The following is a 23,969-nucleotide window of genomic DNA, read 5'->3' as shown; positions in this document are numbered from 1 at the left end:
CATGACCGTTTCCGCTCCCACCTTGCCGAACCCGCAGCACCCGAGCGCCGAAGCGAGCGCCCTGCTCGCGCGCCTCGCCGACGCCGATCCCGCCGTGCGCCGCATCGCGCTCTTCGAACTCGCCGATCTCGAAGATGAAGCGCTGCTGCCCGCGTTCGTGGCCACGCTGCGCGACGATCCCGCTCCAGACGTGCGCCGCGAAGCCGCCGCCGTGCTGGCCGCGTGGGAAGACGACGACGTCGTCGAAGCGCTCTGCGCAGCATTGCTCGACACCGACGACGACGTGCGCGAAGCCGCGGCGCAAAGTCTTTCGGAATTGAAGGCGCAGTCGTCGGGCCACGTGCTGCGCCGGTGGGCCGCGCGGCCCGAACCGTTCGTGCGCCGCGCGGCGCTGCGCGGCCTGCGCGAACTCCGCTTTGCGGATGCCTTCGAGCCCGCGCTGCATGCGCTTGCGGACACTGAGGCCGACGTGCGGCTCGAGGCCGTCGCCGTGCTCGGCTGGCTGAAGGAGGAACGCGCGCTGAAGGCGCTCGCCGCGCTCGGCGCCGGCGACGCGCACCCCGACGTCCGCCGCGCCGCCGTTGGCGCGCTCGGCTTCGCATCGCCGGACGATCAGGCCACGCTCGACGCGCTGCTCACGGCGTTGCGCGACGACGCCTGGCAAGTGCGCGAAGAAGCCGCGACGACGCTCGGCAAGCTGCGTGCCGCAACGGCACTCGCACCGCTTGTCGAAGCGCTCGGTGACGCCTACTGGCAGGTCCGGCTGCGCGCGGCCCGCGCACTCGGACAGCTACGCGATGCGCAAGCGGCCACCGCCGTCGCCACGCTGCTCACGCATTCGATCAGCAACTTGCGCAAGGAAGCGGCGCTCACGCTCGGCGAACTGGGCACGCGCGAGTCTTTGCCCGCGCTGCAAAACGCGCTGCAGGACCGCGATCCCGAGGTGCGCAAGGCCGTGCGCATCGCTATCGGCCAGATCGCGGGCGCAGCGCCATGAAAACGCCGCTCGAGGTTCGCAACGACGCCGTCGCGCGAGCGCTCACGCTCCGCTGGCCGGCAGGCGAGACACAACTTTTGAAGCACGCCCGGCTGCGCGCGGCGTGCCCGTGCGCAGCCTGCCGGCGCGTGCGGCTCGACGGCGCCGCGCCCGCGGCCGCTGCGGATGTGATGCTGATCGGCATCGAGCCGATGGGCTACGGCGTGCAACTCGCGTTCAGCGACGGCCATGCACGCGGCATCTATCCATGGACCTACCTCGAGCAGCTTGGGCGCGGCGAAGACCGCTAGCTTGCGCCCTGAAGCTGGCAGCCACCCGCCTCGCTTCGATCTCCGATTAAAGAACGCTCGCATCGCGCCGATAAGCATGCCATGCCGTGCTCGTTTGACGGGCGCCCGATCCGTTGACAAAGAATCGAAGAAAAAGATGCGAAACAGAATGACCCGCCTGCTCGTCGGCACTTCCTTCACATCCGCTGCGCTATTGTCAGGTTGTGTTCAGTTCGTGCCGGTCAAGGATATGGCCAACGACAAGCCCGGCTATCTCGCGGCGCACTTTGCCGTGGATTCCTTGCCCACGAGCGTTCGCGAGAAAATGCCGGCACCGGGCACGCACGTGCTGCCCTTCAAGGTCTTGACGGTGCTCGGCAAGGTAACGGGCCATGTTGGCACGGTGGGGATCGAGCGCGACTTCAAGACTGTGCTGATCAACGCACAAGATACGGGCATGGTCCAGCAGGTGTATGAAAGCTCGGCGAATGGTGTGCCCGCCGCCGCAACGTTCAGCCTCTCTTACCTCAACATTTACAGCCTGAAAGAGGAAACGGCGAACTACGCGCAGACGGCGGCGTTCATCCCCTTCGTCGCGCACGACGCCGACAACAATCAGTTCGCGTTCAACGCGCCGCAGGAAGACGAAACCTATACCACGACGTTCAAGTTCGGCACGACGGTTCAGATCGTCAACTTCCGGGCGCTCACGTGGACCTGTCACACGAGCCGCTACTATCCGGCTTCCCAGTTCAATGCAGCGTTCACCGGCAAAGCGATCGACCTGGACTGCGAACAGACGAAGGACGGTATCGTCCAGAACAAGACGCGTCGAACGTATCTGACTCAGTACGGCATCGGCCTGACCCGCTCGGTCGCCACCACTTCCGGCAAACTGGACTGGACCTATAGCGGCTTCGACAAGGACGGGCAACAAACGCTGACGCCGCACGGCCAGGCAGCGATCGAAAAACCGATTTGAAGTCGAGGCAGTGACGGCGCGCGCGATCGTCGGCCCCGCCCCTCGATTATTCGGACCGTTGAGAATCGATCGATGCGGTGAACACGCGGTTTCCCACGATTGTGGCCCTGAGTTCCAGCGCCTTGGATACCTGCTCCTGACAGCCAGCTACACTACGGGCGCAGAGGCGATTGCAACGCCTGCCAGACAACTGCGCAAACCACAGGAGGAGCACGCAAATGACGCTTTCGAAGAGAAAATTTGGGCGGACCGGCTGGAACGTGTCCGAGATCGGCTTTGGTGCATGGGCAATCGGCGGCTCGTGGGGAAGCGTCGGCGAAGACGACGCCAGAGCCGCGCTGAACGCCGCGCTCGATAACGGCGTCACGTTCATCGACACCGCCGACGTCTACGGCGACGGCCGCTCGGAGCGCATTATCCGGGACGTGCTGCGCGAACGCGGCGGCAAGCGCCCGATCGTGGCGACGAAACTCGGACGCCGGCTCGATCCGCATGTGACCAGCGGCTATCTGAACAAGCGCGAACTCGAAGGCTTCATCGACCGGAGTCTTTCGAACCTGGGTGTCGACACGCTCGACCTCGTGCAATTGCACTGCCCGCCGACGGAGGTCTACTACCGCCCCGAGGTATTCGACGCGATGGACAGCTTCGTCGCCGCCGGCAAAATCCGCTTTTACGGCGTTTCGGTCGAAAAGGTGGAGGAAGCGCTGAAGGCGATCGAATATCCCAATGTGGTCTCGGTGCAGATCATCTACAACATGTTCCGCCAACGGCCTGCCGCCCTGTTTTTCCGCGAGGCGCTAAAGAAGAATGTTGCGGTCATCGCGCGAGTGCCGCTCGCGAGCGGCATGCTCACCGGCAAATTGTCCGCGGATTCCGTTTTTGCGGCGGACGACCACCGTGCGTTCAATCGTCATGGCGAGGCATTCGACGTAGGCGAAACGTTCTCGGGCGTGCCGTACGACGTCGCCTTGAAGGCGGTCGATGAACTGCGCGGCCTGGTACCCGTGGACGCCTCGATGGCACAGCTCGCCCTGCGCTGGATACTCATGGAAGACGCTGTCTCCGTCATCATTCCGGGCAGCAAGAACGCGGCCCAGGCGGCGTCGAACGTCTCGGCGGCAAACCTCGCGCCGCTCTCCGACGCGGCGATGCAACGCGTGCGGGACGTTTACGAACAATATATAGCGCCGCACGTCCACCAGCGCTGGTAAAAGCCCTTGCGGTCGAGGCCGCAGGAATTTCTGCGCCCGCTTACCCGATTTTGCTCCGCCCCGATTGTTCGGCTGATCCTGCCAGTCAATTCGCGCCAGGCCGCTTTATCGCGGCGGCGCGGACCTTTAGATTCGCAATAGTCGCCGGCCGATGGCTTCATTCAAGCCAGGACGCCGGTTCCATTCGATGCTGCGACATACGGTAAGGAGAACATGATGGGCAAACTTGCAGGCAAGGTGGCAGTCGTCACGGGCGCGTCGAAAGGCATTGGCGCTGCGATCGCCAAGGCCCTCGCGGCCGAAGGCGCTTCGGTGGTCGTGAACTACGCGAGCAGCAAGGCGGGCGCCGATGCGGTCGTGAGCGCGATTACGGCCGCGGGCGGCAAGGCGGTTTCCGTCGGCGGCGACGTGTCGAAGGCGTCCGACGCACAAGGCATCATCAGCACGGCCGTCGAAACTTACGGTCGCCTCGACATCCTTGTCAACAACTCGGGCGTCTACGAGTTCGCGCCAATCGAAGAGTTCACGGAGGCGCAATACCGCAAGCAGTTCGACATCAACGTGCTCGGCGTGCTGCTCACCACGCAGGCGGCCGTGAAGCATCTTGGCGAGGGTGCGAGCATCGTCAACGTGAGTTCGGTCGTGACGACGGTCACGCCACCGGGAACGGCTGTCTATAGCGGCACGAAGGGCGCGGTGGATGCGATCACGGGCGTGCTGGCACGCGAACTGGGACCGCGCAAGATCCGCGTGAATGCGATCAATCCCGGCATCATCGAGACAGAAGGCGCACACGCGATCGGCGTCATCGGATCGGATTTCGAAAGCCAGACGGTCAGCCAGACGCCGCTCGGACGCATCGGTCAGCCGGACGATATCGCCTCGGCCGTCGTGTTCCTCGCATCGGACGACGCCAAATGGTTGACGGGCGAGCATATCGTCGCCAGCGGGGGCCTGCGCTAAGGCAGGTGGGTGAAACTGGCTGGCGCGAAAAAACGCGTGCGTGCTAATCTCCTGAAGATCGGTCGTGCCGCCCGGGTGGCGGCACGACCGGCAACGCTTCGGAAAGAGGAGTTTGGCCAAGCCGCCTCATGCGAGTTTCCGACCTTGTAGACAGCCGCACGATTCTGCGCAGCCGGCGGCGTTGGCTGTATTTCGGCGTGTTCTGGCTCGGCGCCATCGCGACGGGACTGGTCGCGGTCATGTACGCGCGGCTCGTCGACTTCGGTTACTCGCTCTTTGTGCAGATGACAGGCCACAACCGGTGGCTGCCACTCGTCATCACGCCGGCCATCGGTGCGTTCTGCGTATGGGCCACGCGCCGCTGGTTTCCGGGTTCGGAGGGCAGCGGCATCCCGCAAGTCATCGCAACGCTGCACGACGTGCGCAAATTCGGCCCGCGCCTGCTCACGGTGCGCATCCTGATCGGCAAGATCGCCCTGTCGTTTCTCGCCATTGTCGGCGGATTCACGATTGGCCGCGAAGGGCCGACTATCCACGTGGGCGCGGCGCTCATGTACAGCCTCCGGCGTTTCTATCCGGCGCGACTGCGCAGCATGTACGGCGTCGGCCTCGAATACAAGCTCGCGCTCGCCGGGTCCGCCGCGGGCCTTTCTGCCGCATTTAATGCACCGCTCGCGGGCGTGGTCTTCGCCATCGAGGAACTCACGCGCAGCTTCGAAGCACGAACGAGCGGCGTGATCATCACGGCGATCATCTTCTCGGGCATCGTCTCACTCGCGCTGCAAGGCAACTATGTCTATTTCGGCACGATCGCCATCGGCAGTCATATGCCCGATCTGCTCGCCGTCGCCGTCATCCTCGTCGGCGTGATCACGGGCCTCGCAGGCGGCGTGTTTTGCTGGCTGCTGCTCAACACCGAACGATGGATGCCGGCCCGTTTGTTCGCTCTCCGAAAGGAACGGCCCGTGACGTTCGGCGCCGTGTGCGGTTTATTCATCGCCGTGATTGGCGTGGCGAGCGGCGGCAATCTGTTCGGCAGCGGCTATGCGCAAGCGCGCGGCATGCTCGAGGGTCATTCACAGCTCGGCGTCGCCTATCCCGTGCTGAAAATGGCCTCGATGGTGGGCTCGTACCTGCCGGGCACGCCGGGCGGCCTCTTTGCGCCGTCGCTGGCGATCGGCGCAGGCATCGGCAACGTGCTGCACATGGTGTTCGGGCAGATGCAGTTGCCGATGCTGATCGCGCTCGGCATGGTCGGCTATCTGGCCGCCGTCACGCAGAGCCCGATCACGGCGTTTGTCATCGTCATCGAAATGATCGACGGGCACGCGCTCGTGATCTCGTTGATGGCAACGGCGCTCGTGTCGAGCCAGGTCTCGAAGCTGTTCGCGCCGCCGCTGTACGAAGCCCTGGCGCAACGCTTCCTGAAGCAGTGACGCGCGCTCACGCGCGTCGATCCTCACGCGCCGTTACCAGCGCAGCAACCGCGGCCCCAGCCACGCGCCAATGCCGGCGGGCAGCAACATGCCGATCACGTACCAGACGCTCCAGAACGCCGGGCTCATTTCCGGGCAATGGAGGCAATACGCAATGGTCGCGAGCGCGCTCGCAAAAAGCCCGGCTGCCGCGCCCGCTGCGCGCAGGCGGGTGGGCGCGAGACCGCGCACGGCCCAGAAGACGGCCACAAACGTGGGCACCGAAAGCAGCACGATATTGAACGGGCACGTGCGCCATGTGAGGCCCATCACGAGCGGTATGCGTTGCGCGGGCGCCGCGTCGCCCAGTGCGAGCCACGCGCCCGCCAGCACGGCGACGAACGGCAGCGCGACCAGCGCCCACGCATAGCCGCCGCGCCGGCCCGGCCGCCCGAGGCGGCTGACCGCGAGCGCGGCAGCGGCCGCGACACACAACGGGAACGCGAGCTTCCCCCAGAAGATCGGCGTGTGCATGACACTCATGAGATCGTGCCGCACGCCGAACACCACGCTCATCAGCACGACCGAGCCCGCAAAACCGAGCGCCAGCGCCCGCGCGAAGCGGCGCAGCACAGCTTTGCGGTCCACGCGCGCATCGCCGGCGGCGAGCAGGTTGATCAGATCGTCGGTTTTCATCGCGCTCCCCTGATGCGCGTGGCAAGCGCCTTCAAACCGCGATGAATGCCCACCTTGACCGCCGATTCGGAGAGCCCCGTAAGCTTCGCCGTCTCCACGACCGAAAGCCCTTCGAGCTTCACGTGGACGATAGGCAGGCGCTGCTTGTCGGGCAATTGCTCGAGCAGCTTGCCGATATCTCGGCGCGCCTGCGCGGGTTCGTCGTCGGGCGCGGCGAAGAGATCGGTGTGATCTTCGAGCGGATCGTTGAGCACGTCGCGGCGTGCGCGCGAGCGGAAAAAGTCCATCAGCTTGTAGCGGGCGATCGCGTGCACCCAGGCCGTGAGCGGTTCGTCGGGGCGCCATGTGTGACGCGCGTTGTGGACCGCCAGCAGGATCTCCTGTACGAGGTCCTCGACGTCGTCGCGCAACTGCGGGATGCGCCGGCGCAGGTAGCCGCGCAAATGGCGCGTGAGTTCCTCGAGGAAGTCGCGATACGCTTGCGCGTCGCCTTCCAGGCCGCTGACGAAAAGCGCTTTGAGACGGGTTTCCGCGGTGTGCAAAGGTCGTCCTGGATGATCGCGACGGTAGGTTAGCGGGCTTGCGGGCATGGCGCTCGCCTGGTCTTGCGAAGGAGAGCTTTCAAAATTATTACGAGCACCGCCATATTCGCGCCCGTTCGCGTGAGCGTAGCCGAACGCTTCGCGCCCCGCAACGGCATGCGCTGCCCCGGCGCGCGCGCCGGGCGTCGCCCCTTCCGTCATCGTCGCCCATGTGCTAGTCAAACCCACCTTGTGCCTCTTTCGCTTGGCGCGAGCGCGTGCGCCCGTTGCGGGTAGTTCGTTCGCCGCGCCAGTTGGGTTACAGCCTCGGCGACTTATTTTTAGCCGCCCCCCGGTCTCGCGATTTTTTCCCGACGCGCTGTAACCGGCGCGCGCGCCACAGCGAATTCACTGTCAACTCTGCGCTAACGAGGAATCGCCATGCACACGTCGATCGGTGAACCGCCCGCACTCGAAGCCAGCGTGCGCCGCCCACGCGCCATCCAGCCGCTCTGGCTGCGCGTCACGCATTGGCTCAACGCGCTTGCGGCGCTCGTCATGATGTTCTCCGGCTGGCGCATTTACGATGCGTCTCCCGTGTTCGCGGGCTTCGTCATTCCCACCTCGATCACGCTCGGCGGCTGGCTCGGCGGCGCACTGCAATGGCATTTCGCGGCAATGTGGCTGCTGTTTTTCAACGGCCTCGTCTATCTCGCCATGAATCTCGCCACCGGCCGCTGGCGCACGAAGTTCTTCCCGCTGAGCCCGCGCGCCGTGCTGCACGATCTGCGCGCCGCGCTCATGGGCCGGCTTTCTCACGCTGACCTAAGCCAGTACAACGCCGTGCAGAAGCTCGCCTACCTGATTGCGATCGCCGATCTCGTCGTCCTCGTGCTGTCGGGCCTTGCGATCTGGAAGTCGGTGCAGTTTCCGCTGCTGCGCGAGTCGATGGGCGGATACGACCGCGCGCGCGTCGTGCACTTTTGCGCGATGTCCGTGCTTGCGGCGTTCGTGCTCGTTCACGTGACGATGGTCGCGCTCGTGCCGCGCTCGCTGCTCACCATGCTGCGCGGACGCTGAACGCGCCGCCCAATCCTGTTTGAATCACCGTCCTTCGATATCGATAAGGATTCCAGATGAACACGACCGACCGCAAGATCATCGCAATCGACCGCGCAGCGATTCTTGCCGATGCACGGCGCGAACTCGACATGCCGTCACGGCGCCTGTTCGGCAAGCGCATGCTCACGCTCGGCGGCCTCTCGCTGCTGACAGGCTGCACGATTACCGACGACGCCTCGGTCAACACGTTCCTCACCGCCGTTTCCCGGCTCAACGATCGCGTGCAGGCATGGCTGTTCGACCCGACCGGGCTCGCACCCACGTACAGCGAAGCCCAGATCACGCGCCCCTTCCCCTTCAACGCGTTCTATAGCGAAAGCGAAGCGCCCGTGGTCGATGGCGACGACTATCGGCTCAGGCTCAGCGGGCTCGTCAAGGGCCAGCGCGTCTGGACGCTGCCCGAGTTGTACGCGCTGCCGCACGCCGAGCAGATCACACGGCACATCTGTGTCGAAGGCTGGAGCGCGATAGGCCGCTGGGGCGGCACGCCATTCGCGCATTTCCTGCGCCGGGTCGATGCGGATCTCACCGCGCAATACGTGGGCTTTCGCTGCGCCGACAACTACTACGAAAGCATCGACATGGCCACGGCGCTGCATCCGCAAACCTTGCTCGCTTTCGACTACGACGGCGAGCGCCTGCCGGCGAAATATGGCTATCCGATGAAGCTGCGCATGCCGACGAAGCTCGGCTACAAGAACCCCAAGCACATCGTCGAGATTTTCGTCACGAATACGTATCCAGGCGGCTACTGGGTCGACCAGGGCTACAACTGGTTCGGCGGTTCGTGACGTCTTCCGGCCGCCGCCTGATACGCCACTTCATGCGACGGTTCTGTTTCACTTCCGCCCGCAAAAGGGGCAACGTTTTTTTCCACCCAGCAAGGAGCAATGCAAATGAACACGATCCGATTCGCAGCCATCGCCATCTCGGCCGCCCTGTTGAGCATGAGCGCGGGAGCATTCGCGCAGGCAAGCGGCGCGATGTCGAACGACGCCATGTCGAAGGACTCGATGCAGAAGGACGCCATGGGCAAAGGCGCCATGGCGCACGATACAATGAGCAAAGGCGGCGCGATGAGCCATGATCAGATGAAAAAGCCGATGAAGCCCGACGCCATGGGCATGGATCATCCGGCATCGGGCGCCATGGCGCACTGAACCGTCGTAACGCGCTCCCGGCATCGCTTGCCAGGAGCGCATCGCGTGCGCCCCAGCACAATGCGCAAGCGATGCACGATTTCCGCGGGGCCGCACACCCTGCACTGGGAGTACGTGATGGGAAGCGAATGGCAACGCCGCCTGAAATTGTTCATTCAGCGCTTCTGGCAGCCAACCAGCGCATGCATGACCTGCATGCCGGGGAGCTGGGGCAACATCATGAGCCTGCCCCATTGGACCATTGCATTCAAAACAGGACTGTTCACCGGCGCGCTGGCGGTGCTTCTCACCTTCACGCCAGCAACGAAGTGGTACGCGAATCGCTATGGCAACGCGCTGCTGGTGGGCTGCCTGACCATCATCGGCGATGCCTACGCACACACGAGTCACTATCGCATTCATGTTCTCGAACACATTGCGACGGGGGTCGTCGCTGGCCTGATCGCGCTCGCAGCGTCGTATCTGTTTGACGAGCGCGCGCGCCGCATACGAACGCTATGGACGCGCCTGACCGGGTGATTCACGAGGCGAAGCGGGCTTCCGCATAGGCCATAGGTCCGATTGACTGCGCATCCACGCATGGCACCCTTCGACAAAGCCGTCCTTTGGCTCATCGAAGGGGAACCCAATGCGCGCCTGCCGATACGTGGTCCTTTGCGCTTTGCCATTCACGATCGTCGGCTGCAACACGCCGCCCATCCCACCGGGCAAGCCGGTCGATATTCCGACCGCCCTCGAGCAGGTCCTCACGGGCCTGTGCAATTTCAGGAAGGAACAGGCCGAGCGCAAGCAGGATATGGGCGTCGCAATCGACACGGTCACCGTGGAACTCGACTTGACCGTCGACGGCGCAAGGAATCCCCCTGTAGCGGTCGCGCCGGATATCCAGTTCATTCCCACGGTGAGCTATGGGCAGATCATCACGGCGAACCGGGGCAGCCGGCTTACGCTCACCCTGAAAGGCGCTGGCACGCACGGCGGCTGTGACGTCATGACATCGCCAAAGTAGCGGCTGTTCGTTTTCGCTATAGGACCATGGGCCCATAGCCAGATCGTGCGGTTGTGACATGATGGGAGGGCGCGTCACACTCGGCCCTGGCACCATGCGCATTGTTCATACGTTGCTGATCATCCTGGCTTTCGGGACGAGTATTGCCAGCCGGCCGACAGGCTGCCTCGCTGCCCAGGGAACGCCTGCGCAAGCCGCGGCGTCACAGGCCGCGACGGCTGCACCAGCCAGTGCGCCATCGCCCCCTGCGGCCCCCACCTCCACCACGACGCGCCGGCTCAACCTCGCCATCCAGCCGAAGTTCGGCGATTTCGATGCCATGCTCGACCGCAGGCTGATCCGCGTGCTGGTGCCATACAGCAGGACGCTCTATTTCAACGAGCTCGGTCATGAGCGCGGGCTGACCGCCGGGCTCATGCGCGACTTCGAGCGCTACCTGAACAAGACGTACCAGAGCAGCCTCGGCAAGCGTCCCTTGACGCTCGTGATCATCCCGACGACGCGCGACCAGCTCCTTCCCGCTCTGCTGGCCGGGAAAGGAGACATTGCCGCCGGCAATCTGACCGTCACCGAAACGCGGCTCAAGCAGGTCGACTTCGTCGCGCCGCGCGACCGCAAGCCGGTTCGCGAGCTGGTCGTCACCGGTCCGAAATCGCCCGCGCTCACCAAACTCGACGACCTGAGCGGCAAGACCGTGCACGTGCGTGCGAGCAGCAGCTACTTCGAGAGTCTGACCGCCCTGAACGCGCGCTTCAAAAAAGAAGGCAAACCGCCGATAAAGCTGGTATTGCTGCCCGATGCGCTCGAGGACGAGGACGCCATGGAGATGCTCAATGTCGGGCTGGTCCAGATTCTCGTCGTCGACGACTGGAAGGCGAAATTCTGGGCGCAGGTGCTGCCGGGCATCGTGGTGCATGACGACATGGCCGTGCGTGACGCCGGCTATATCGGCTGGGCGATCCGCAAGCAGAGTCCGAAACTCCAGCAGGCCATCACCGACTTCTACGTTGGCTACGTGAAAAAGCAGAGCGTGGCGGAAGTGCGTCTGCAGCAGGAACTGCAGCGCGTCAAGCAGATCACCAGCAATACGGAGGACGCCGAACTGAAGCGCTTCACGCAAACGGTCGGTCTCTTCGAGAAGTACGGCGCGCAATATCGCTTCGATCCATTGATGCTTGCCGCGCAAGGGTTCCAGGAATCGCAGCTCGACCAGAGCGCCCGCAGCCACGTTGGCGCGATCGGCATCATGCAGCTCATGCCGGCGACCGGCAAGGAGCTGGCCGTCGGTGACATCCGCGTGACAGAATCGAACATCCACGCCGGCGCGAAATACCTGGACCTCCTGATGTCCCGCTACTTCCCGGATGCGCACTTTTCCGACTCGGACCGCGCCCTGTTCGCGTTTGCGAGCTACAACGCGGGTCCGGCCAGGATCGCGAAGATGCGCAAGGAGGCGGCCGCCCGAGGGCTCTCGCCCGACAAGTGGTTCAACAACGTCGAGATCGTGGTCGGCGAGAAGATCGGGATCGAGACGACCACTTACGTGCGCAATATCTACAAGTACTACGCCGCCTACCGGCTCGTACAACAAGCGCAGGCGGCACGCGAACGCGTCATCGGGCAGGCGCGCAAGCAGGGCTGAGGCAGACTTACGCGTCAGGCGTCCAGCACCGCGAGATGAATCTCGCGACTTCATCCAGCGCATACCGCGCACTCGACAGCTCGTGCGTGGATCGCTGGAACACGTGGTGCAGTCCTTCGTAGATTTCCAGTTGCACCGTTGCGCCCTGCTCCGCTGCAGCCGCCGCGTAACGTCGCGCGTCGTCGAATAGCAACTCGTCCGTGCCCACCTGGAGCGCGATGGGCGGCAGGCGCCCGGGAATGGCATGCAGCGGCGACGCGCGTCCATCCGTGGGATCGCCAGCCCCAAGATACGCTGCGGCGGCATTGGCGAGCACCGGCCGCGTCAGAACGGCATCCCGGGTCGCATCGCTCTTGAACGACGGCCCTGTCAACGCCAGATCGACCCACGGCGAGAAAGCGGCCACGCTCGCAATGTTCAACGTGCGCGGTTCCTCCACACCCAGAGCCGCCAGTGCAAGGGCGCCGCCCGCGGAGTCGCCGACCAGCGAGACTTCGCGTATGCCGCCGTTCGCCAGCCATCGCAGCGCGGCGAGCACGGCATCGTGCGCCGCGGGAAACGGATGCTCGGGCGCAAGCGGATAGTCGAGCACGAAGGTATCGACACCGGCGCGCACCGCGATCTGGCTTGCGAAACCGCGATAGCCCGATGCAGAGCCGAGCACAAAGGCCCCGCCGTGCAGGAACAGGATCGCGCGATGGGCAGGCGCGGCGCGCGGCCGAATCCACCACCCTGTTGCGTCCGCGTTCGCGATGCTCTCCATGCCGACGCCGTCCGCGACCGGCGTCTGCGCGGTCATGGCGTCGTACGCCTCGCGCATCGTTCCTTCGAATTCGTCGAAAAGCCGCTGCGTGCGCTCGATCGAGGCCCTCGCCGCCTCGCGGTCGTCTTCGCTCAGGCTGTGCCGCACTTCGGTCAGGTTTGTGCGTTGTCCGATGCTCATCATGGCTCCTTCGTTGCGTGAATGCGTTGTCGATGGGCATGACGATATCGATTCCACTCAGGGCATGGAAGACGGTCAGATGGAATAGAATCCATTCCAGTCAGGAAGTTTTGGGGAAGGGAAAATGGACCGGCTCGACGCGCTCAAACTTTTCATTCGCATCGTCGAAAGCGGGAGTTTCGCCGCGGCGGCCCGCGACATCGGCGTGGGTCAACCTGCGGTCAGCAAGCAGATCGCGTCGCTCGAGCGTCACCTCGGCGCTCAACTGGTGCGGCGCACGTCGCGCAGCATGACGCTCACCGAGACCGGTCAAACGGTCTATGAAGCGGGCTTGCGCATCATTGGCGACTTCGCCGATCTCGAGTCCTCCGTCGGGCACGGCCAGCTCTCTCCGAGCGGGCTGATCCGCGTCACCGTGCCACCGGTCTTTGGCCGGCTGTATGTCGTGCCGCACCTGCCGGTGTTTTTCTCCCGCTATCCGCAGGTGTACGTGGACCTTTCCGCAACGGAGCGAGTCGTCAATCTCGTCGAGGAAGGTTTCGATCTTTCGGTCAAAAGCGGACCGCTTGCCGATTCCTCAATGATTTCGAGGCATCTGGCCTCGAGTCCGGTCGTTGTCGTCGCGACACCGCAATACCTCGAAAAGCATGGGCGCCCCGAACGGCCGCAAGAGATCGAACGGCATGCCTGTGTGGTTTTCGCGCCCCTGCACGAGCCGCGGGCATGGCGTTTCGGCAACGTCGAAGGGCCGGGCCTGCAGGTTCCGTCCGGCAATTTCCGCACCGGCGACGCGGAGCAGATTCGCGCTGCCGTTCTGGCCCATATGGGCCTGGTTCAGGCGCCGGCCTGGCTCTTCGCAGCGGAGATGGCGAGCGGCGAGGTCGTCAGCGTGCTGGAGGATTTCGCGCCGCCGCCGTTGCCCGTCCACGGCGTGCATCCATCGGGCAGGCGGCTGCCGAACAAGACTCGCGTGTTTCTCGACTTCGTTGCCGAAATCCTCGCGGCTGCTCCGCGGCCGGCTTTCGTTGCGGTCTGATGGCTTTGCGCCTGTGCGGAACGGTGCTTGCTGCGATAAGTGGGTCACTCATCCAGGAGAGCCAAAATGCCCGAGAAGAAAACGATCGAGCGCGCGCGCGCAGACAAGCGCGCAGGCAAATCTGCCAGTACCCAGGCCGGCGAGTTCGTGAAGGAGGAGTTCGATCGCGTGCGCGAAGGCAAGCATGGCGTGCGTTCCGCGAAGCAGGCTGTCGCGATCGGCCTCTCGAAGGCGCGACGCGCCGGTGTGGACCTGAAACCGCCGGCGCCAGGCAAAACCAGCGAAGCGACGCGCAAGAAGGCCGCAAAGGATAGCGCGGCGGGCCGCGGCGAGAAAACGGGCCGCGCGAGCACGGAATCGAAGGCCAAACGCTCGCGTACGACGACGCAAGTGCTCAAGGGCGAGAGCCGGGCGGGCGCATCGCCACGAGCCGCGTCGAAACAGGCGAAGACCGCGGCGGCGCGCCGCCCCGCGGCAAGCCGGTCGGCGGCCGCGAAAAAGGCTGCGCAGACGAAGGGCGCAGCGGGCCGTTCCGCCGCGGCAAAAAAGGCGGCGAAGACACGCGCCGCGCGGGCGCAGCACACCCGCCACTAGCGGTAGCGCGGGGTTATGAGACTATCTTCCTCATCGCCCCGCACGCGCGTGCTGCACAATCGCCGATGTCCTCACCCGCTCTGCTGCTCGAACAGATCCTTCGCGACGTCCCACGCCGCTATCGCTTGCCGCAAGAGCCCGCGGCTTCGGCGCTGCCGCTTCGACACGCCAATCCGGCGACGGCTCTCGCACGCGTCATCGAACAGGCGCGTGAAGCCATCGCACATGGCAGAGCACCCGACGCGACGCTGAAGCCGCGTTTCATCGACGCGCTCGCGGCCATGATCACGGAGGCGATGCACGCCGATTCCGGAGACCGGGCATTTCAGGCGATGGTGCTGCGGCACCGCGCGCCCCACGTACGCGAATTTGCCTCGCTTTCGGCCCAGGCCGATCAGGACCGCCGGCAGATCCATGCTGCGGTCAATGCGATCGCGCATCCAGCCAAACAGCAGCGCGCCCTCGAGGCCTGGCAGCGCGAAGCGCTTGCGCGGCTGCATGCGTCCGCGGCATTGGCGCACCACGAGGCCCATTACGCGGGACTCCATGAAACCGCGCGAGACCTTCTCGCTTCGCCGGAGCTTGCGAAGGGCTCGGCTTTCGAACCCGCGCTGGCCGATCTGCAGAACAGTCTGGCACTGGCGCGCTTGTGCCGGCTCGAAGCCCTGGCGCCCGACCCACTCGTGCAGCAATACGTATCATTGCTGGATGCGTATGGTCCGCGGCCGGGTACGCCGGCGGCCGTGGCGCAAGGCCGGGCGTCGCAGCGACGCGGCGCGGCTGTCGAAGCGCTGGCCATCCAAGCCCTCGAATCTCTGGCTCAAAGGCTCAACGCGGCGCAGGAGAACCCGCACGCGTACCGTGTCGTGAGTTCGATGCGCGTCCCGGCCTCGATACCGGGTTCGCACGAGCGCGCCAAAACGGAATGGGACGTGGTCCTGCTCGAGCGGCTGCATGCGAAGACCTTCGATATCGTGCCCGTCTGGAACGTGCGCCTGCTCGTCGAAGCGAAGGCATCCGTCGAATCCGCAACGACCGACCTGCCGCGGCTCATGCGCGGTTTGCGCCTGCTCACGCACGCTGAAGAAAACGTCGTGTATACGTTCGAGACCCAGCAGGGGCCAGTGCGACTGCACGGCGCCTCGCTACGCGCGCAAGGCTTCGACGAGTGCGGCTTGCTGAGCGCCGTGCTCTATTGCTGCGACGCGCCCGCCAACGGCGTTTCGCGAATGCTCAACGCCGCGAGCCGTATGCAGCTTTTGTCCGCACCGGCGAGCCTCGAATACGCCAGCGCCCAGTGGGACGGGCGCCATGCGGATCCGGAAATACTGGCTGCTGTCTGGCAGCACCTCACGCAATCGTCGCGCTGGCATGCCGTGCTCGACCAGTATTCGATGCTGCGTCTCGTGCGCGAATTGATGGTGCACCCCGATGACCTGATGGCCACGATTCGCGATGCAACGGGGTGCTCGCCGGGGTGTTCACAGTACACAGCGAACGAACGGCCTTGTTGACGTGCGCGTGCGTGCGTTCGAGAGAGGCGCGCTGACGCCTCAATGCTCCGTGCTTGCGCGCGCCGCCGCGGGGCACGCCGGATCCTTGCCCCAATGCCCGTCGCACACGCGCCAACGGCAAAGCTGATCTTCGAAGAAGCCCTGTTCTCCGCACGCCTTGACTTGCTGCGCGAGCGTGAGCTTGCCAGCCGCCGGCTTCGACCCGTGCGCGGACGCGTCCTTGCCATCGCCCGGCTTGGTGCGGGCAACGAGCACGGCGAGCAGATCGACATCGGAATCGTCCTTCTGGCCGCCCGGACGCGCATCGTGTCGCTTCTTCGCCAGCGTTTCAGCCTTGGTGCTTCCTGCATGCGCGGCGCTTTTCGCTTCGTGGCGGGCTTCGGCGCCCTTGGCCGGATGCTTGTGATTCGCGTCTACGGACGCGCTCGCCTGCGGCGCCGCACCGCCCGCCGGTGCGCTCGCTCCGGCATCGCGCGCGCCATTGGCCAACGCACGCGAAAGCCGGCCATCGTCGGGTACCGTTGCGGACGCAACGGCGTCAGGTGCGGGCTTCGCGTTGTCGGCAGTTTCGTCGTCGCTCACGATCGTGGCGGCGTGCGAAGCCGACGCCGTATCATGCGCGCTCGCCGCGTTCGCGACGGTTGGCGCTGCCCCTGTAGGGGCAGCTATCGGTGCAACGGCGGTGGCAGCCGCCTGCGTCCCGGCGTTCGCTGGCGCGCTGCGCTCGGCCACGTGCCAGGCGCCGAAACCGGCGGCGCCGATCAGAACCAGCGCCCCGACCAGCATCGGCGTGCGCGAACGCCGACTTGTACCAGGCGGCGCGGCCGGCGGCACGACGCGGCCCTCGAGATTCGCGAGGATGCGCGAGCCGCCCGGTTGCGCGCCCGGGACGCTGGCTGGCGTGTCGGCGAGGAGGCTGGGGGCAGCCTTGGGGGTAGAGTTGTCCGGCGCACTCATTCACTGTCTCGTTGGAATCGTGCTCATTGTGCTCATTGAATTGAGCCTGTTTCACCGCAATAATACGAGGCGGCCCAACTTCGGGCAGCGCTGATTCTAAAATCAAGCATTACAAAAAACAATTGCCACTCCGCAGGTTCGCTTTTGGTCGCCATTGCTCTCGTCGCCTATTTTGCCATTGCCGTACCATTGGCCGCACTCTTGCTGCTGCCCGCCGTACGTGCATCGCTTTTCAGCACGTTATTCGAATTGCATAATTTAATTATGCGTCGCGCTTCAGCAAGCGCCACTCACGCCCGGAGTCAGTTCTTTAAGTCGGCAAAAATTTCTCATTCGAGAATGGCCGATATGAAAAATATACTCATCAGGCGGCGCTTGCTGATTTTCATTACCGCAGGTATTCTTGCGACGCCGCCGCTCATTGCCATTACATTGCGCGGTCATCAGTTATTTCAATACGATGACACGCCCCGGGTGCCGGACGAAAAAATCGCTGCCTTGCTGAACGGCGAGCAGCTGGTTCCACCGCCGCCGCTGCCTCCCGAGGTATTCGCCACGAAGGAGGTCGAGCAGGTGCGGCCCGCGCTGCACGACGCAAGCCGCGACTGGAATCTGCTGGATGCGGATTTCCGCACGCGGCTATTGCTCGTCTACAAGATCATGCGCGAGCAATACGGTTATGAAATGGCACTACTGGAAGGTTACCGCAGCCCCGAGCGACAAAACAGGCTTGCGCAAATGGGCGGTAATGTGACAAACGCGGCAGCTTTCCAAAGCTATCACCAATATGGACTCGCGGCCGATAACGCATTTCTGCGTGACGGCAAGCTCGTCATTTCAGAAAAAGATCCCTGGGCGATGCGGGGTTATCAGTTATACGGCCAGGTGGCCGAGCAGGTTGGCCTGACCTGGGGCGGACGCTGGAAATTGATGGACCTGGGCCACGTCGAATATCACAAACCCGGCTTCGTTCTGGGTCGCGCGCCGGCAATTGTTAAATGAGGCGCAGCGGGAAATAAATGGGGAGTTTTATGGGGCGTTCTTTCATTCTGCCGGGCGGCAAAACCTCTTGCTGCGTGACGACACCGCACACCACGACAAACAGCACCCAAGGCACCAGGACCTGAACGGCTTATGCAACGCTTCTTCAACGTGTTGACAAACACGCGCACGCTCTCTGTCGTCGGCGTGATCGCGCTCGCGGCCGCATTGTTCATCGCGGCCGATGCACTGCAAATCAGCCCGGTCTGGCCCGCTGCCGTGCTCGGCGCGCTGTTCGCGATCTGGCTCGTGTTCTGGCTCTGGCGCCGCGCGCGCGTGCGGCGCGCGAACCGCAAGCTCGGCGACATGCTGGAGCAGCAGGCGCAGACCGATAACGGAGAGCCCGCACCCGCCCCTGCCAGGCAGGCGGAGCTGGATGTGCTGCGCACGCGGCTCGTCGACGCCGTAAAAACCATCAAGTCCTCGAAGATCGGCCAGCTTTCGGGCGGCTCGGCGCTGTATGAGTTGCCGTGGTACATCGTCATCGGCAATCCTGCAGCCGGCAAGAGCAGCGCCGTGCTGAATTCGGGCTTGCAATTCCCCTTCGCCGACAAGCACGACGCCGTGGTGCACGGCATTGGCGGCACGCGCAACTGCGACTGGTTCTTCACGACCGAAGGCATCCTGCTCGACACAGCGGGCCGCTATTCGGTCCACGAGGAAGACCGCAGCGAATGGCTCGGCTTTCTCGGCCTCCTCAAGCGCCATCGTCCGAAGGCGCCGATCAACGGCATCATCGTCACCGCGAGCATCGCGGAACTCACGGGCAACCGCCCCGAGTTCGCCATCAACCTCGCGAAGAATCTGCGCCAGCGCGTGCAGGAACTGACCGAAAAGCTCGAAGTGTTTGCGCCCGTGTACGTGATGTTCACGAAGGCCGACCTGATTACCGGCTTCACCGAATTCTTCAGCAGCAACGACCGCCAGGAGTACGACCGCGTGTGGGGCGCTACCCTGCCCTACGAGCCGGATGAGAAGCGCGATATCGTCGCGCTGTTCGACGAGCGCTTCGAAGAGCTTTACGAAGGCCTCAAGGAAATCAGCATCGCGCAGATGTCGCTCAGCCGCGGCAAGCAGCTCTCGCCTGGGCAACTGAGCTTCCCGCTCGAATTCTCGGCGATCAAGCCGGCGTTGCGCGCGTTCCTCGCTACGCTGTTCGAGAACAACCCTTTCCAGTACAAGCCGATCTTCCGCGGCTTCTATTTCACGAGCGCGCTGCAGGAAGGCGAAACCAGCAGCGCCGCCGCGCAGCGCATTGCCAACCGCTTCGTGCTCTCCGCCGAGGGGCTGCCCAAGCCGCATAGCGCGTTTTCCAAAAACGGCTTCTTCCTGCGCGATCTGTTCTCGAAAGTGATCTTCGCGGACCGGCAAACCGTGAAGCAGTTCGCGAGCCCTGCCAAGACGCGCATGCGCTACGCCACGTTCTTCGGCTTCGTCGCGGTGCTCGCGCTCGCGCTGGGCGGCTGGACGTGGTCGACCATCGGCAACCAGCAGCTCGTGGCGAACGTGCAGGCCGATCTCGACAACGTCGAGCGCATGCAGCAGAACCGCAACGACCTGCAGTCGCGCCTGCAGGCCATGGACATTCTCGAAGACCGCATCGAGCAACTCGAGCAGTTCCGTCGCGACCGCCCGCTCGCCGTTTCGCTCGGACTCTACCAGGGCGACCGGCTCGAACAGCATCTGCTCGAAGAGTATTACAGCGGCGTACGGCAGATCATGCTGACGCCCGTCTCGCAGAATCTCGCCTCGTTTCTCAAGGACGTGGACGCGCATCCCGAACTGCTCGCGCCGATGTCGCATACGCCCGATTCGGGTGCGATTCCCGTCTCGGCGCACACGGCAATGGCGGCCGGCAGCCAGGGCGGCCTCTATAGCGCCGCCTCGCCCACGAGCGTTGAAGACGCGTACAACGCGCTCAAGACCTACCTGATGCTCTCCGACAAGCGTCACGTCGAGGCCGCGCACCTGACCGACCAGATCGCGCGCTTCTGGCGTGGCTGGCTCGAAACGAATCGCGGCAACATGCCTCGCGACGAGATGATCAAGAGTGCCGAGCGCATGATCACGTTCTACCTCGCGCGCGTCTCCGACGACGACTGGCCGATGATCGACGCGAACCTGGCGCTCGTCGACCAGACGCGAGAAAACCTGCGCCACGTGGTGCGCGGCATGCCGGCGCGTCAGCGCGTGTACGAGGAGATCAAGGCGCGCGCCTCCACGCGTTTCGCGCCCATGACGGTGGCGCGCATCGTCGGCGACACGAATACCTCGCTGATTGCGGGCAGTTACGCGATTTCCGGCACCTTCACGCGCGAGGCGTGGTTCCAGTACGTGCAGCCTGCGATCCGCGACGCCGCAACGAAGGAACTGCAAGCGAAGGACTGGGTGCTCAACACCTCGGCGCAAGACGATCTCACGCTCGAAGGCAGCCCCGAGCAGATCCAGAAGGCGCTGGTGTCGATGTACAAGACCGAGTATGCGCAGAACTGGCAGAAGTTCATGCAGGGCATTGCCGTGCAGGACTTCGGCACGTTCGGCCAGGCCGTCGATGCGATGAATCGCCTGGGCGACCCGCAGGATTCGCCGATCCGCAAGATCCTCGAAACCGCGTACGACCAGACCTCGTGGGATAACCCATCGCTCGCGAGCGTGAGCATCAAGCGCGCGGAAAGCGGCGTGACGGGATGGGTCAGGCAATGGTTCTCGCGCATGTCGGGCAACACTGCCACGGCCAATCTCGACCTCAACGGCAATCCGGTCGAGCCTTCGATGGGTCCGATCGGCCAGGCATTCGCGGGGCTGGGCCGCATGGTCGTGACGCACGACAACGCGTCGCTCCTCGGCGGCTACATGGACTCGCTCTCGAAGGTGCGCACGCGTCTTAACGTCATCAAGAATCAGGGCGACCCGGGACCGGGCGCGCGCCAGCTCATGCAGCAAACGCTGGACGGCAACGGCTCCGAACTTTCCGATTCGCTCAAGTTCGTCGACGAGCAGATGCTCACGGGCTTGACCGACGCGCAGAAGAAGGCGCTGCGCCCGCTGCTCGTGCGCCCGCTCATGCAGGCCTACGCCGTGGTGATCCAGCCTGCGACCGTGGAAGTGAACAAGGTTTGGAATGCGCAGGTGTACCAACCGTTCCAGGCCTCGCTCGCGAACAAGTACCCGTTTGCGGGCAGCGCGAAGATCGAGGCAGGCGCGAGCGAAATCGCCCAGATGTTCGGGCCGGACGGTGCGATTTCGAAGTTCGTCGGCACCACGCTCGGGCCACTCGCCGTGCGCCGCGGCGACACGCTCTCCGCACGCACCTGGGGCGACATGGGCCTCACGCTCACGCCCGACTTCACGACCGGCTTCGCGCGCTGGGTGGCGCCGCTTGCGGGCGGCGCGGCGGGCGCGGGACAAGGCTCGTCCGAGCCGCAGACCGTGTTCCAGATTCTGCCGCAGCCGTCGAGCGGCACGACCGAGTACACGATCGCGATCGACGGCCAGCAACTGCGCTACCGCAACACGCCGCCGCAGTGGACGAACTTCGTCTGGCCCAATCCTCAGGGCGCGCCGGGCGCGACGCTCTCGGCCACCACGTTCGACGGTCGCACGATTCAGTTCGTCAACGAGCCGGGACGTTACGGCCTGGAGAAGCTCATCAACTCGGCACAGCGCACGCGCCATCCGGACGGCACGTTCGACCTGACGTGGACGCAAGGCAGCGTGACCGTATCGGTGAGCATGCGCATCGTCAGCACCTCGCAGCCCACGGCTGCGAGCAGTAACGCGCCGCAGCAGCAAGGTTTGAGCGGCGTGCAACTGCCCTCTTCGATCGCAAGCGTCGGGACAGTGAACAGTGCGGCTGCCAACCCTGCGGCCGGCGCGAGCGCGTCGCCCGCCGCCGTGGCCGCCGTGACAACATCGGCGGCCCCCACCCAGACAGGAGGAACCGCGCAATGACGCAGTCCGTTCAGGCGCAGATCGCGTACTTCGGCAAGATTCCGTCGCGCGGCGACTTCGTCAAGAGTGCGCACAATCCGCAGTTGCTGCAGACACTGGACCGCTGGATCGCACAGGCGATGGAACTGCTCGCCGACGATCCGCGGTGGAAGATCGTCTATGCCGAAGCGCAGCCCATGCACTTCGCGTTTCTCGGCTCGCAAAGCAAACTCGCGATCGCCGGGCACATGGTGGCGAGCCAGGACCAGTCGTCGCGGCGCTTTCCGTTTCTCGCGGCCACCGCGCTCGAAGTCGAGCAGCCGCTCGCCTTTCTCGCGCGCAGCCCGCTCGCCTTCGCGCGGCTGTGGTCGCGTGCCGCGCAGCAGATGCAGCCGCTCCTTGGCACGAGCGAACCGGCGGGCGCGCTGCATGCGCTCGGCGAAACCCAGGTTCCCGTAGATGTGGGCGGCGTGGGCAACCCGCACGACGGCACCTTCAACGACTTCGTCGAACACCAGACGCTCGAAGGCCTCGAGCGGATGCTGCTCGCGAGCGGCCACCCCGTGCGCCTGCGCGGCGCGATGCTCGCGCTCGGCTCGCTGCTGCGACCAGTGATGACGAGCGGCTCCTCGCATCTGGAGCGCGGCCTCACGCTGCCGCTGCCGGTCGACCCGTTCTACCGCAGCCTCGTGGCCGCATTCTGGCTGGAGCTGATCGCGCCGTTCGTTTCGAAGGCGGACTTCGAACTCGCTATCTTCATCGGCACCATCGCGCAGCGCGAGCGGCTCATCGTCGGCTTCAACGGCGCATCGGCCCGGACCCTGCACAGCGTGGTCGATCCGCAAACCTACGCCGCCCACAACATCGATATCGACGATCCCGAATGGATCGACGGTCACGCACAAAGCGACCATGGCATCAGCAAACTCGTCAGCTACCTCGATCAGCCGCAACTGTCGCTGCGTCTTGCGATCGACACGTTCCAGGAAGCGTTCGTTGGGGAGGCTGGGCATGCTCGGCGCGGATAAACAGGCGCGCGTTCCTGTGCGTACGGCGATGGCTGCGGCGCTCGCGGCTGCCGTGTTGGGATTCGCTGGCTCGAACGCGTGGGCCGACGATGCGAGCCCTGCTCGCGTCACGCCCGTGAACAACAGCGGCGCGCAGGTCAGCACGACTGAGCTTCCTGCGGCGAACCCGGCCGCCTCTACGGCTGATACTGTTCCCCGCTCGACCGCCACGTCCACGCCCGCGCCTGTCGATACGGCGCCCGGCCAGGTCGTGGCAGGCGGCAAGGTGCCCGACGAAGCCACGCACGCGGCTGTGCTCGCTCGTCTGCGCGAGACCTATGGCGCGGCGAACGTCGTGGATCAGATTGAAGTGGGCGACGTAGCGACGCCGCCCAACTGGTCGGATAACGTGCAGAAGCTGCTCAACGCGCAGCTCAAGCAGATCCATAAAGGACAACTGAAGATCGACGGCACGCAGATCGACGTGCGCGGCGAGGTGGGCAACGAGGCCACGCGCCAGCAGATCGCGAGCGACATGGCCACCGCGCTCAATCCGACCTATACGATCCGCAATGGGTTGCGCGTGAGCGCGTCCGAACAGGGGCTGCTCGACCAGACGCTCGCGAATCGCACGATCGAGTTCGAAACGGGCAGCGCGACGCTCACGCCGCAAGGCCGGGCGATTCTTGATCAGATGGCGGCCGTGCTTGCGAAGATGAATACGCGTACTGTGGCGATCATCGGGCATACGGACAACTCGGGTAATCGCACTTCAAACATTGCGCTGAGCCAGGCGCGTGCCGATGCTGTTAAAGGGTATCTCGTCGGCAAGGGGATCTCGCCGCAACAGATGACGGCGACTGGTGTGGGTCCTGACCAGCCGATTGCTTCGAACGATACGAGTGATGGGCGGGCAAGGAATCGGCGGATTGAGTTTCGGGCGGGGTTGTAGGGGGA

23 protein-coding genes are annotated in these 23,969 nt (G+C 64.6%); 19 read left to right on the top strand and 4 right to left on the bottom strand.

Annotated elements, in window-relative coordinates; all coding sequences use genetic code 11:
• Position 1: 1 nt before the first annotated feature.
• The 6 genes from AB3X99_RS29225 to AB3X99_RS29200 all read left to right on the top strand — a co-directional run bounded on the left by AB3X99_RS29225 (position 2) and on the right by AB3X99_RS29200 (position 5,861).
• Positions 2 to 997: a HEAT repeat domain-containing protein gene (locus tag AB3X99_RS29225; RefSeq protein WP_368618888.1), complete on the top strand. Its 996-nt coding sequence runs from the start codon at positions 2 to 4 to the stop codon at positions 995 to 997.
• Complete coding sequence (locus tag AB3X99_RS29220) at positions 994 to 1,287, top strand: gamma-butyrobetaine hydroxylase-like domain-containing protein (RefSeq protein WP_368618887.1); 294 nt, start codon at positions 994 to 996, stop codon at positions 1,285 to 1,287. The genes AB3X99_RS29225 and AB3X99_RS29220 overlap by 4 nt, the downstream gene beginning before the upstream one ends.
• Before the next feature lie 136 nt (positions 1,288 to 1,423).
• Positions 1,424 to 2,248: a hypothetical protein gene (locus tag AB3X99_RS29215; protein ID WP_368604402.1), complete on the top strand. Its 825-nt coding sequence runs from the start codon at positions 1,424 to 1,426 to the stop codon at positions 2,246 to 2,248.
• A gap of 218 nt (positions 2,249 to 2,466) precedes the next feature.
• Positions 2,467 to 3,462 (top strand): aldo/keto reductase, encoded by a 996-nt coding sequence (locus AB3X99_RS29210; RefSeq protein ID WP_368618886.1) that lies wholly within the window; start codon positions 2,467 to 2,469, stop codon positions 3,460 to 3,462.
• Positions 3,463 to 3,678: 216 nt separating this feature from the next.
• The gene (locus tag AB3X99_RS29205; RefSeq protein WP_069266601.1) at positions 3,679 to 4,425 is read left to right on the top strand and encodes a glucose 1-dehydrogenase; all 747 of its coding nucleotides are present in this window, start codon (positions 3,679 to 3,681) and stop codon (positions 4,423 to 4,425) included.
• Positions 4,426 to 4,553: 128 nt separating this feature from the next.
• On the top strand, positions 4,554 to 5,861 hold the full coding sequence (locus AB3X99_RS29200) for a chloride channel protein (RefSeq protein ID WP_368618885.1): 1,308 nt from the start codon (positions 4,554 to 4,556) through the stop codon (positions 5,859 to 5,861).
• Positions 5,862 to 5,894: 33 nt separating this feature from the next.
• Here AB3X99_RS29200 and AB3X99_RS29195 read toward each other — a convergent pair whose 3' ends face one another.
• Positions 5,895 to 6,536 carry a DUF1109 domain-containing protein gene (locus tag AB3X99_RS29195; protein WP_368618884.1) on the bottom strand — a complete coding sequence of 214 codons (642 nt, stop codon included), beginning with the start codon at positions 6,534 to 6,536 and terminating at the stop codon, positions 5,895 to 5,897.
• Positions 6,533 to 7,078: a sigma-70 family RNA polymerase sigma factor gene (locus AB3X99_RS29190; RefSeq protein WP_069266604.1), complete on the bottom strand. Its 546-nt coding sequence runs from the start codon at positions 7,076 to 7,078 to the stop codon at positions 6,533 to 6,535. Before AB3X99_RS29190 ends, AB3X99_RS29195 begins: the two co-directional genes overlap by 4 nt.
• Positions 7,079 to 7,498: 420 nt before the next feature.
• Between AB3X99_RS29190 and AB3X99_RS29185 the strand changes: the two genes are divergently transcribed.
• The 6 genes from AB3X99_RS29185 to AB3X99_RS29160 all read left to right on the top strand — a co-directional run bounded on the left by AB3X99_RS29185 (position 7,499) and on the right by AB3X99_RS29160 (position 11,990).
• Positions 7,499 to 8,137, top strand: coding sequence for a cytochrome b/b6 domain-containing protein (locus tag AB3X99_RS29185; RefSeq protein WP_368618883.1), 639 nt, complete (start codon positions 7,499 to 7,501; stop codon positions 8,135 to 8,137).
• Positions 8,138 to 8,193: 56 nt separating this feature from the next.
• On the top strand, positions 8,194 to 8,970 hold the full coding sequence (locus tag AB3X99_RS29180; protein ID WP_069266606.1) for a molybdopterin-dependent oxidoreductase: 777 nt from the start codon (positions 8,194 to 8,196) through the stop codon (positions 8,968 to 8,970).
• 105 nt (positions 8,971 to 9,075) lie between these two features.
• Positions 9,076 to 9,339 carry a pentapeptide MXKDX repeat protein gene (locus tag AB3X99_RS29175; protein WP_069266607.1) on the top strand — a complete coding sequence of 88 codons (264 nt, stop codon included), beginning with the start codon at positions 9,076 to 9,078 and terminating at the stop codon, positions 9,337 to 9,339.
• Between the two features lie 117 nt (positions 9,340 to 9,456).
• A complete protein-coding gene (locus AB3X99_RS29170; RefSeq protein ID WP_069266716.1) occupies positions 9,457 to 9,858 on the top strand; it encodes a hypothetical protein in 402 nt (133 codons plus the stop codon).
• A gap of 109 nt (positions 9,859 to 9,967) precedes the next feature.
• Complete coding sequence (locus AB3X99_RS29165) at positions 9,968 to 10,348, top strand: hypothetical protein (RefSeq protein WP_069266608.1); 381 nt, start codon at positions 9,968 to 9,970, stop codon at positions 10,346 to 10,348.
• A gap of 94 nt (positions 10,349 to 10,442) precedes the next feature.
• The gene (locus AB3X99_RS29160) at positions 10,443 to 11,990 is read left to right on the top strand and encodes a transporter substrate-binding domain-containing protein (protein WP_368618882.1); all 1,548 of its coding nucleotides are present in this window, start codon (positions 10,443 to 10,445) and stop codon (positions 11,988 to 11,990) included.
• Positions 11,991 to 11,997: 7 nt separating this feature from the next.
• On the opposite strand, the gene AB3X99_RS29155 is transcribed toward AB3X99_RS29160, so the two are convergent.
• Positions 11,998 to 12,933 (bottom strand): alpha/beta hydrolase, encoded by a 936-nt coding sequence (locus tag AB3X99_RS29155; protein WP_368618881.1) that lies wholly within the window; start codon positions 12,931 to 12,933, stop codon positions 11,998 to 12,000.
• A gap of 124 nt (positions 12,934 to 13,057) precedes the next feature.
• On the opposite strand from AB3X99_RS29155, the gene AB3X99_RS29150 reads away from it, so the two are divergent.
• From AB3X99_RS29150 to AB3X99_RS29140, 3 genes are all read left to right on the top strand, one after another.
• Positions 13,058 to 13,969, top strand: coding sequence for a LysR substrate-binding domain-containing protein (locus AB3X99_RS29150; RefSeq protein WP_368618880.1), 912 nt, complete (start codon positions 13,058 to 13,060; stop codon positions 13,967 to 13,969).
• 66 nt (positions 13,970 to 14,035) lie between these two features.
• Positions 14,036 to 14,563, top strand: coding sequence for a DUF6496 domain-containing protein (locus AB3X99_RS29145; protein WP_368618879.1), 528 nt, complete (start codon positions 14,036 to 14,038; stop codon positions 14,561 to 14,563).
• A 65-nt stretch (positions 14,564 to 14,628) separates the two neighbouring features.
• The gene (locus tag AB3X99_RS29140; protein ID WP_368618878.1) at positions 14,629 to 16,077 is read left to right on the top strand and encodes a 3-deoxy-D-arabino-heptulosonate 7-phosphate synthase; all 1,449 of its coding nucleotides are present in this window, start codon (positions 14,629 to 14,631) and stop codon (positions 16,075 to 16,077) included.
• A 39-nt stretch (positions 16,078 to 16,116) separates the two neighbouring features.
• Here AB3X99_RS29140 and AB3X99_RS29135 read toward each other — a convergent pair whose 3' ends face one another.
• On the bottom strand, positions 16,117 to 17,034 hold the full coding sequence (locus AB3X99_RS29135) for a hypothetical protein (RefSeq protein ID WP_368618877.1): 918 nt from the start codon (positions 17,032 to 17,034) through the stop codon (positions 16,117 to 16,119).
• Between the two features lie 144 nt (positions 17,035 to 17,178).
• Here AB3X99_RS29135 and AB3X99_RS29130 point away from each other — a divergent pair, with 144 nt between their 5' ends.
• From AB3X99_RS29130 to AB3X99_RS29115, 4 genes are all read left to right on the top strand, one after another.
• A complete protein-coding gene (locus tag AB3X99_RS29130; RefSeq protein ID WP_069266615.1) occupies positions 17,179 to 18,036 on the top strand; it encodes a M15 family metallopeptidase in 858 nt (285 codons plus the stop codon).
• Between the two features lie 132 nt (positions 18,037 to 18,168).
• Complete coding sequence (gene tssM, locus AB3X99_RS29125; protein WP_368618876.1) at positions 18,169 to 22,026, top strand: type VI secretion system membrane subunit TssM; 3,858 nt, start codon at positions 18,169 to 18,171, stop codon at positions 22,024 to 22,026.
• The gene (gene tagF / locus AB3X99_RS29120) at positions 22,023 to 23,033 is read left to right on the top strand and encodes a type VI secretion system-associated protein TagF (RefSeq protein WP_342948813.1); all 1,011 of its coding nucleotides are present in this window, start codon (positions 22,023 to 22,025) and stop codon (positions 23,031 to 23,033) included. Before tssM ends, tagF begins: the two co-directional genes overlap by 4 nt.
• Complete coding sequence (locus AB3X99_RS29115) at positions 23,017 to 23,964, top strand: OmpA family protein (RefSeq protein ID WP_368618875.1); 948 nt, start codon at positions 23,017 to 23,019, stop codon at positions 23,962 to 23,964. Before tagF ends, AB3X99_RS29115 begins: the two co-directional genes overlap by 17 nt.
• Positions 23,965 to 23,969: the final 5 nt, after the last annotated feature.

The organism is Paraburkholderia sp. BR10882, assembly GCF_040948855.1.
Lineage (GTDB): Bacteria > Pseudomonadota > Gammaproteobacteria > Burkholderiales > Burkholderiaceae > Paraburkholderia > Paraburkholderia nodosa_A.
The sequence above is the reverse complement of the archived record's forward strand: the minus strand, read 5'-3'. Positions and strand labels throughout refer to the sequence as shown.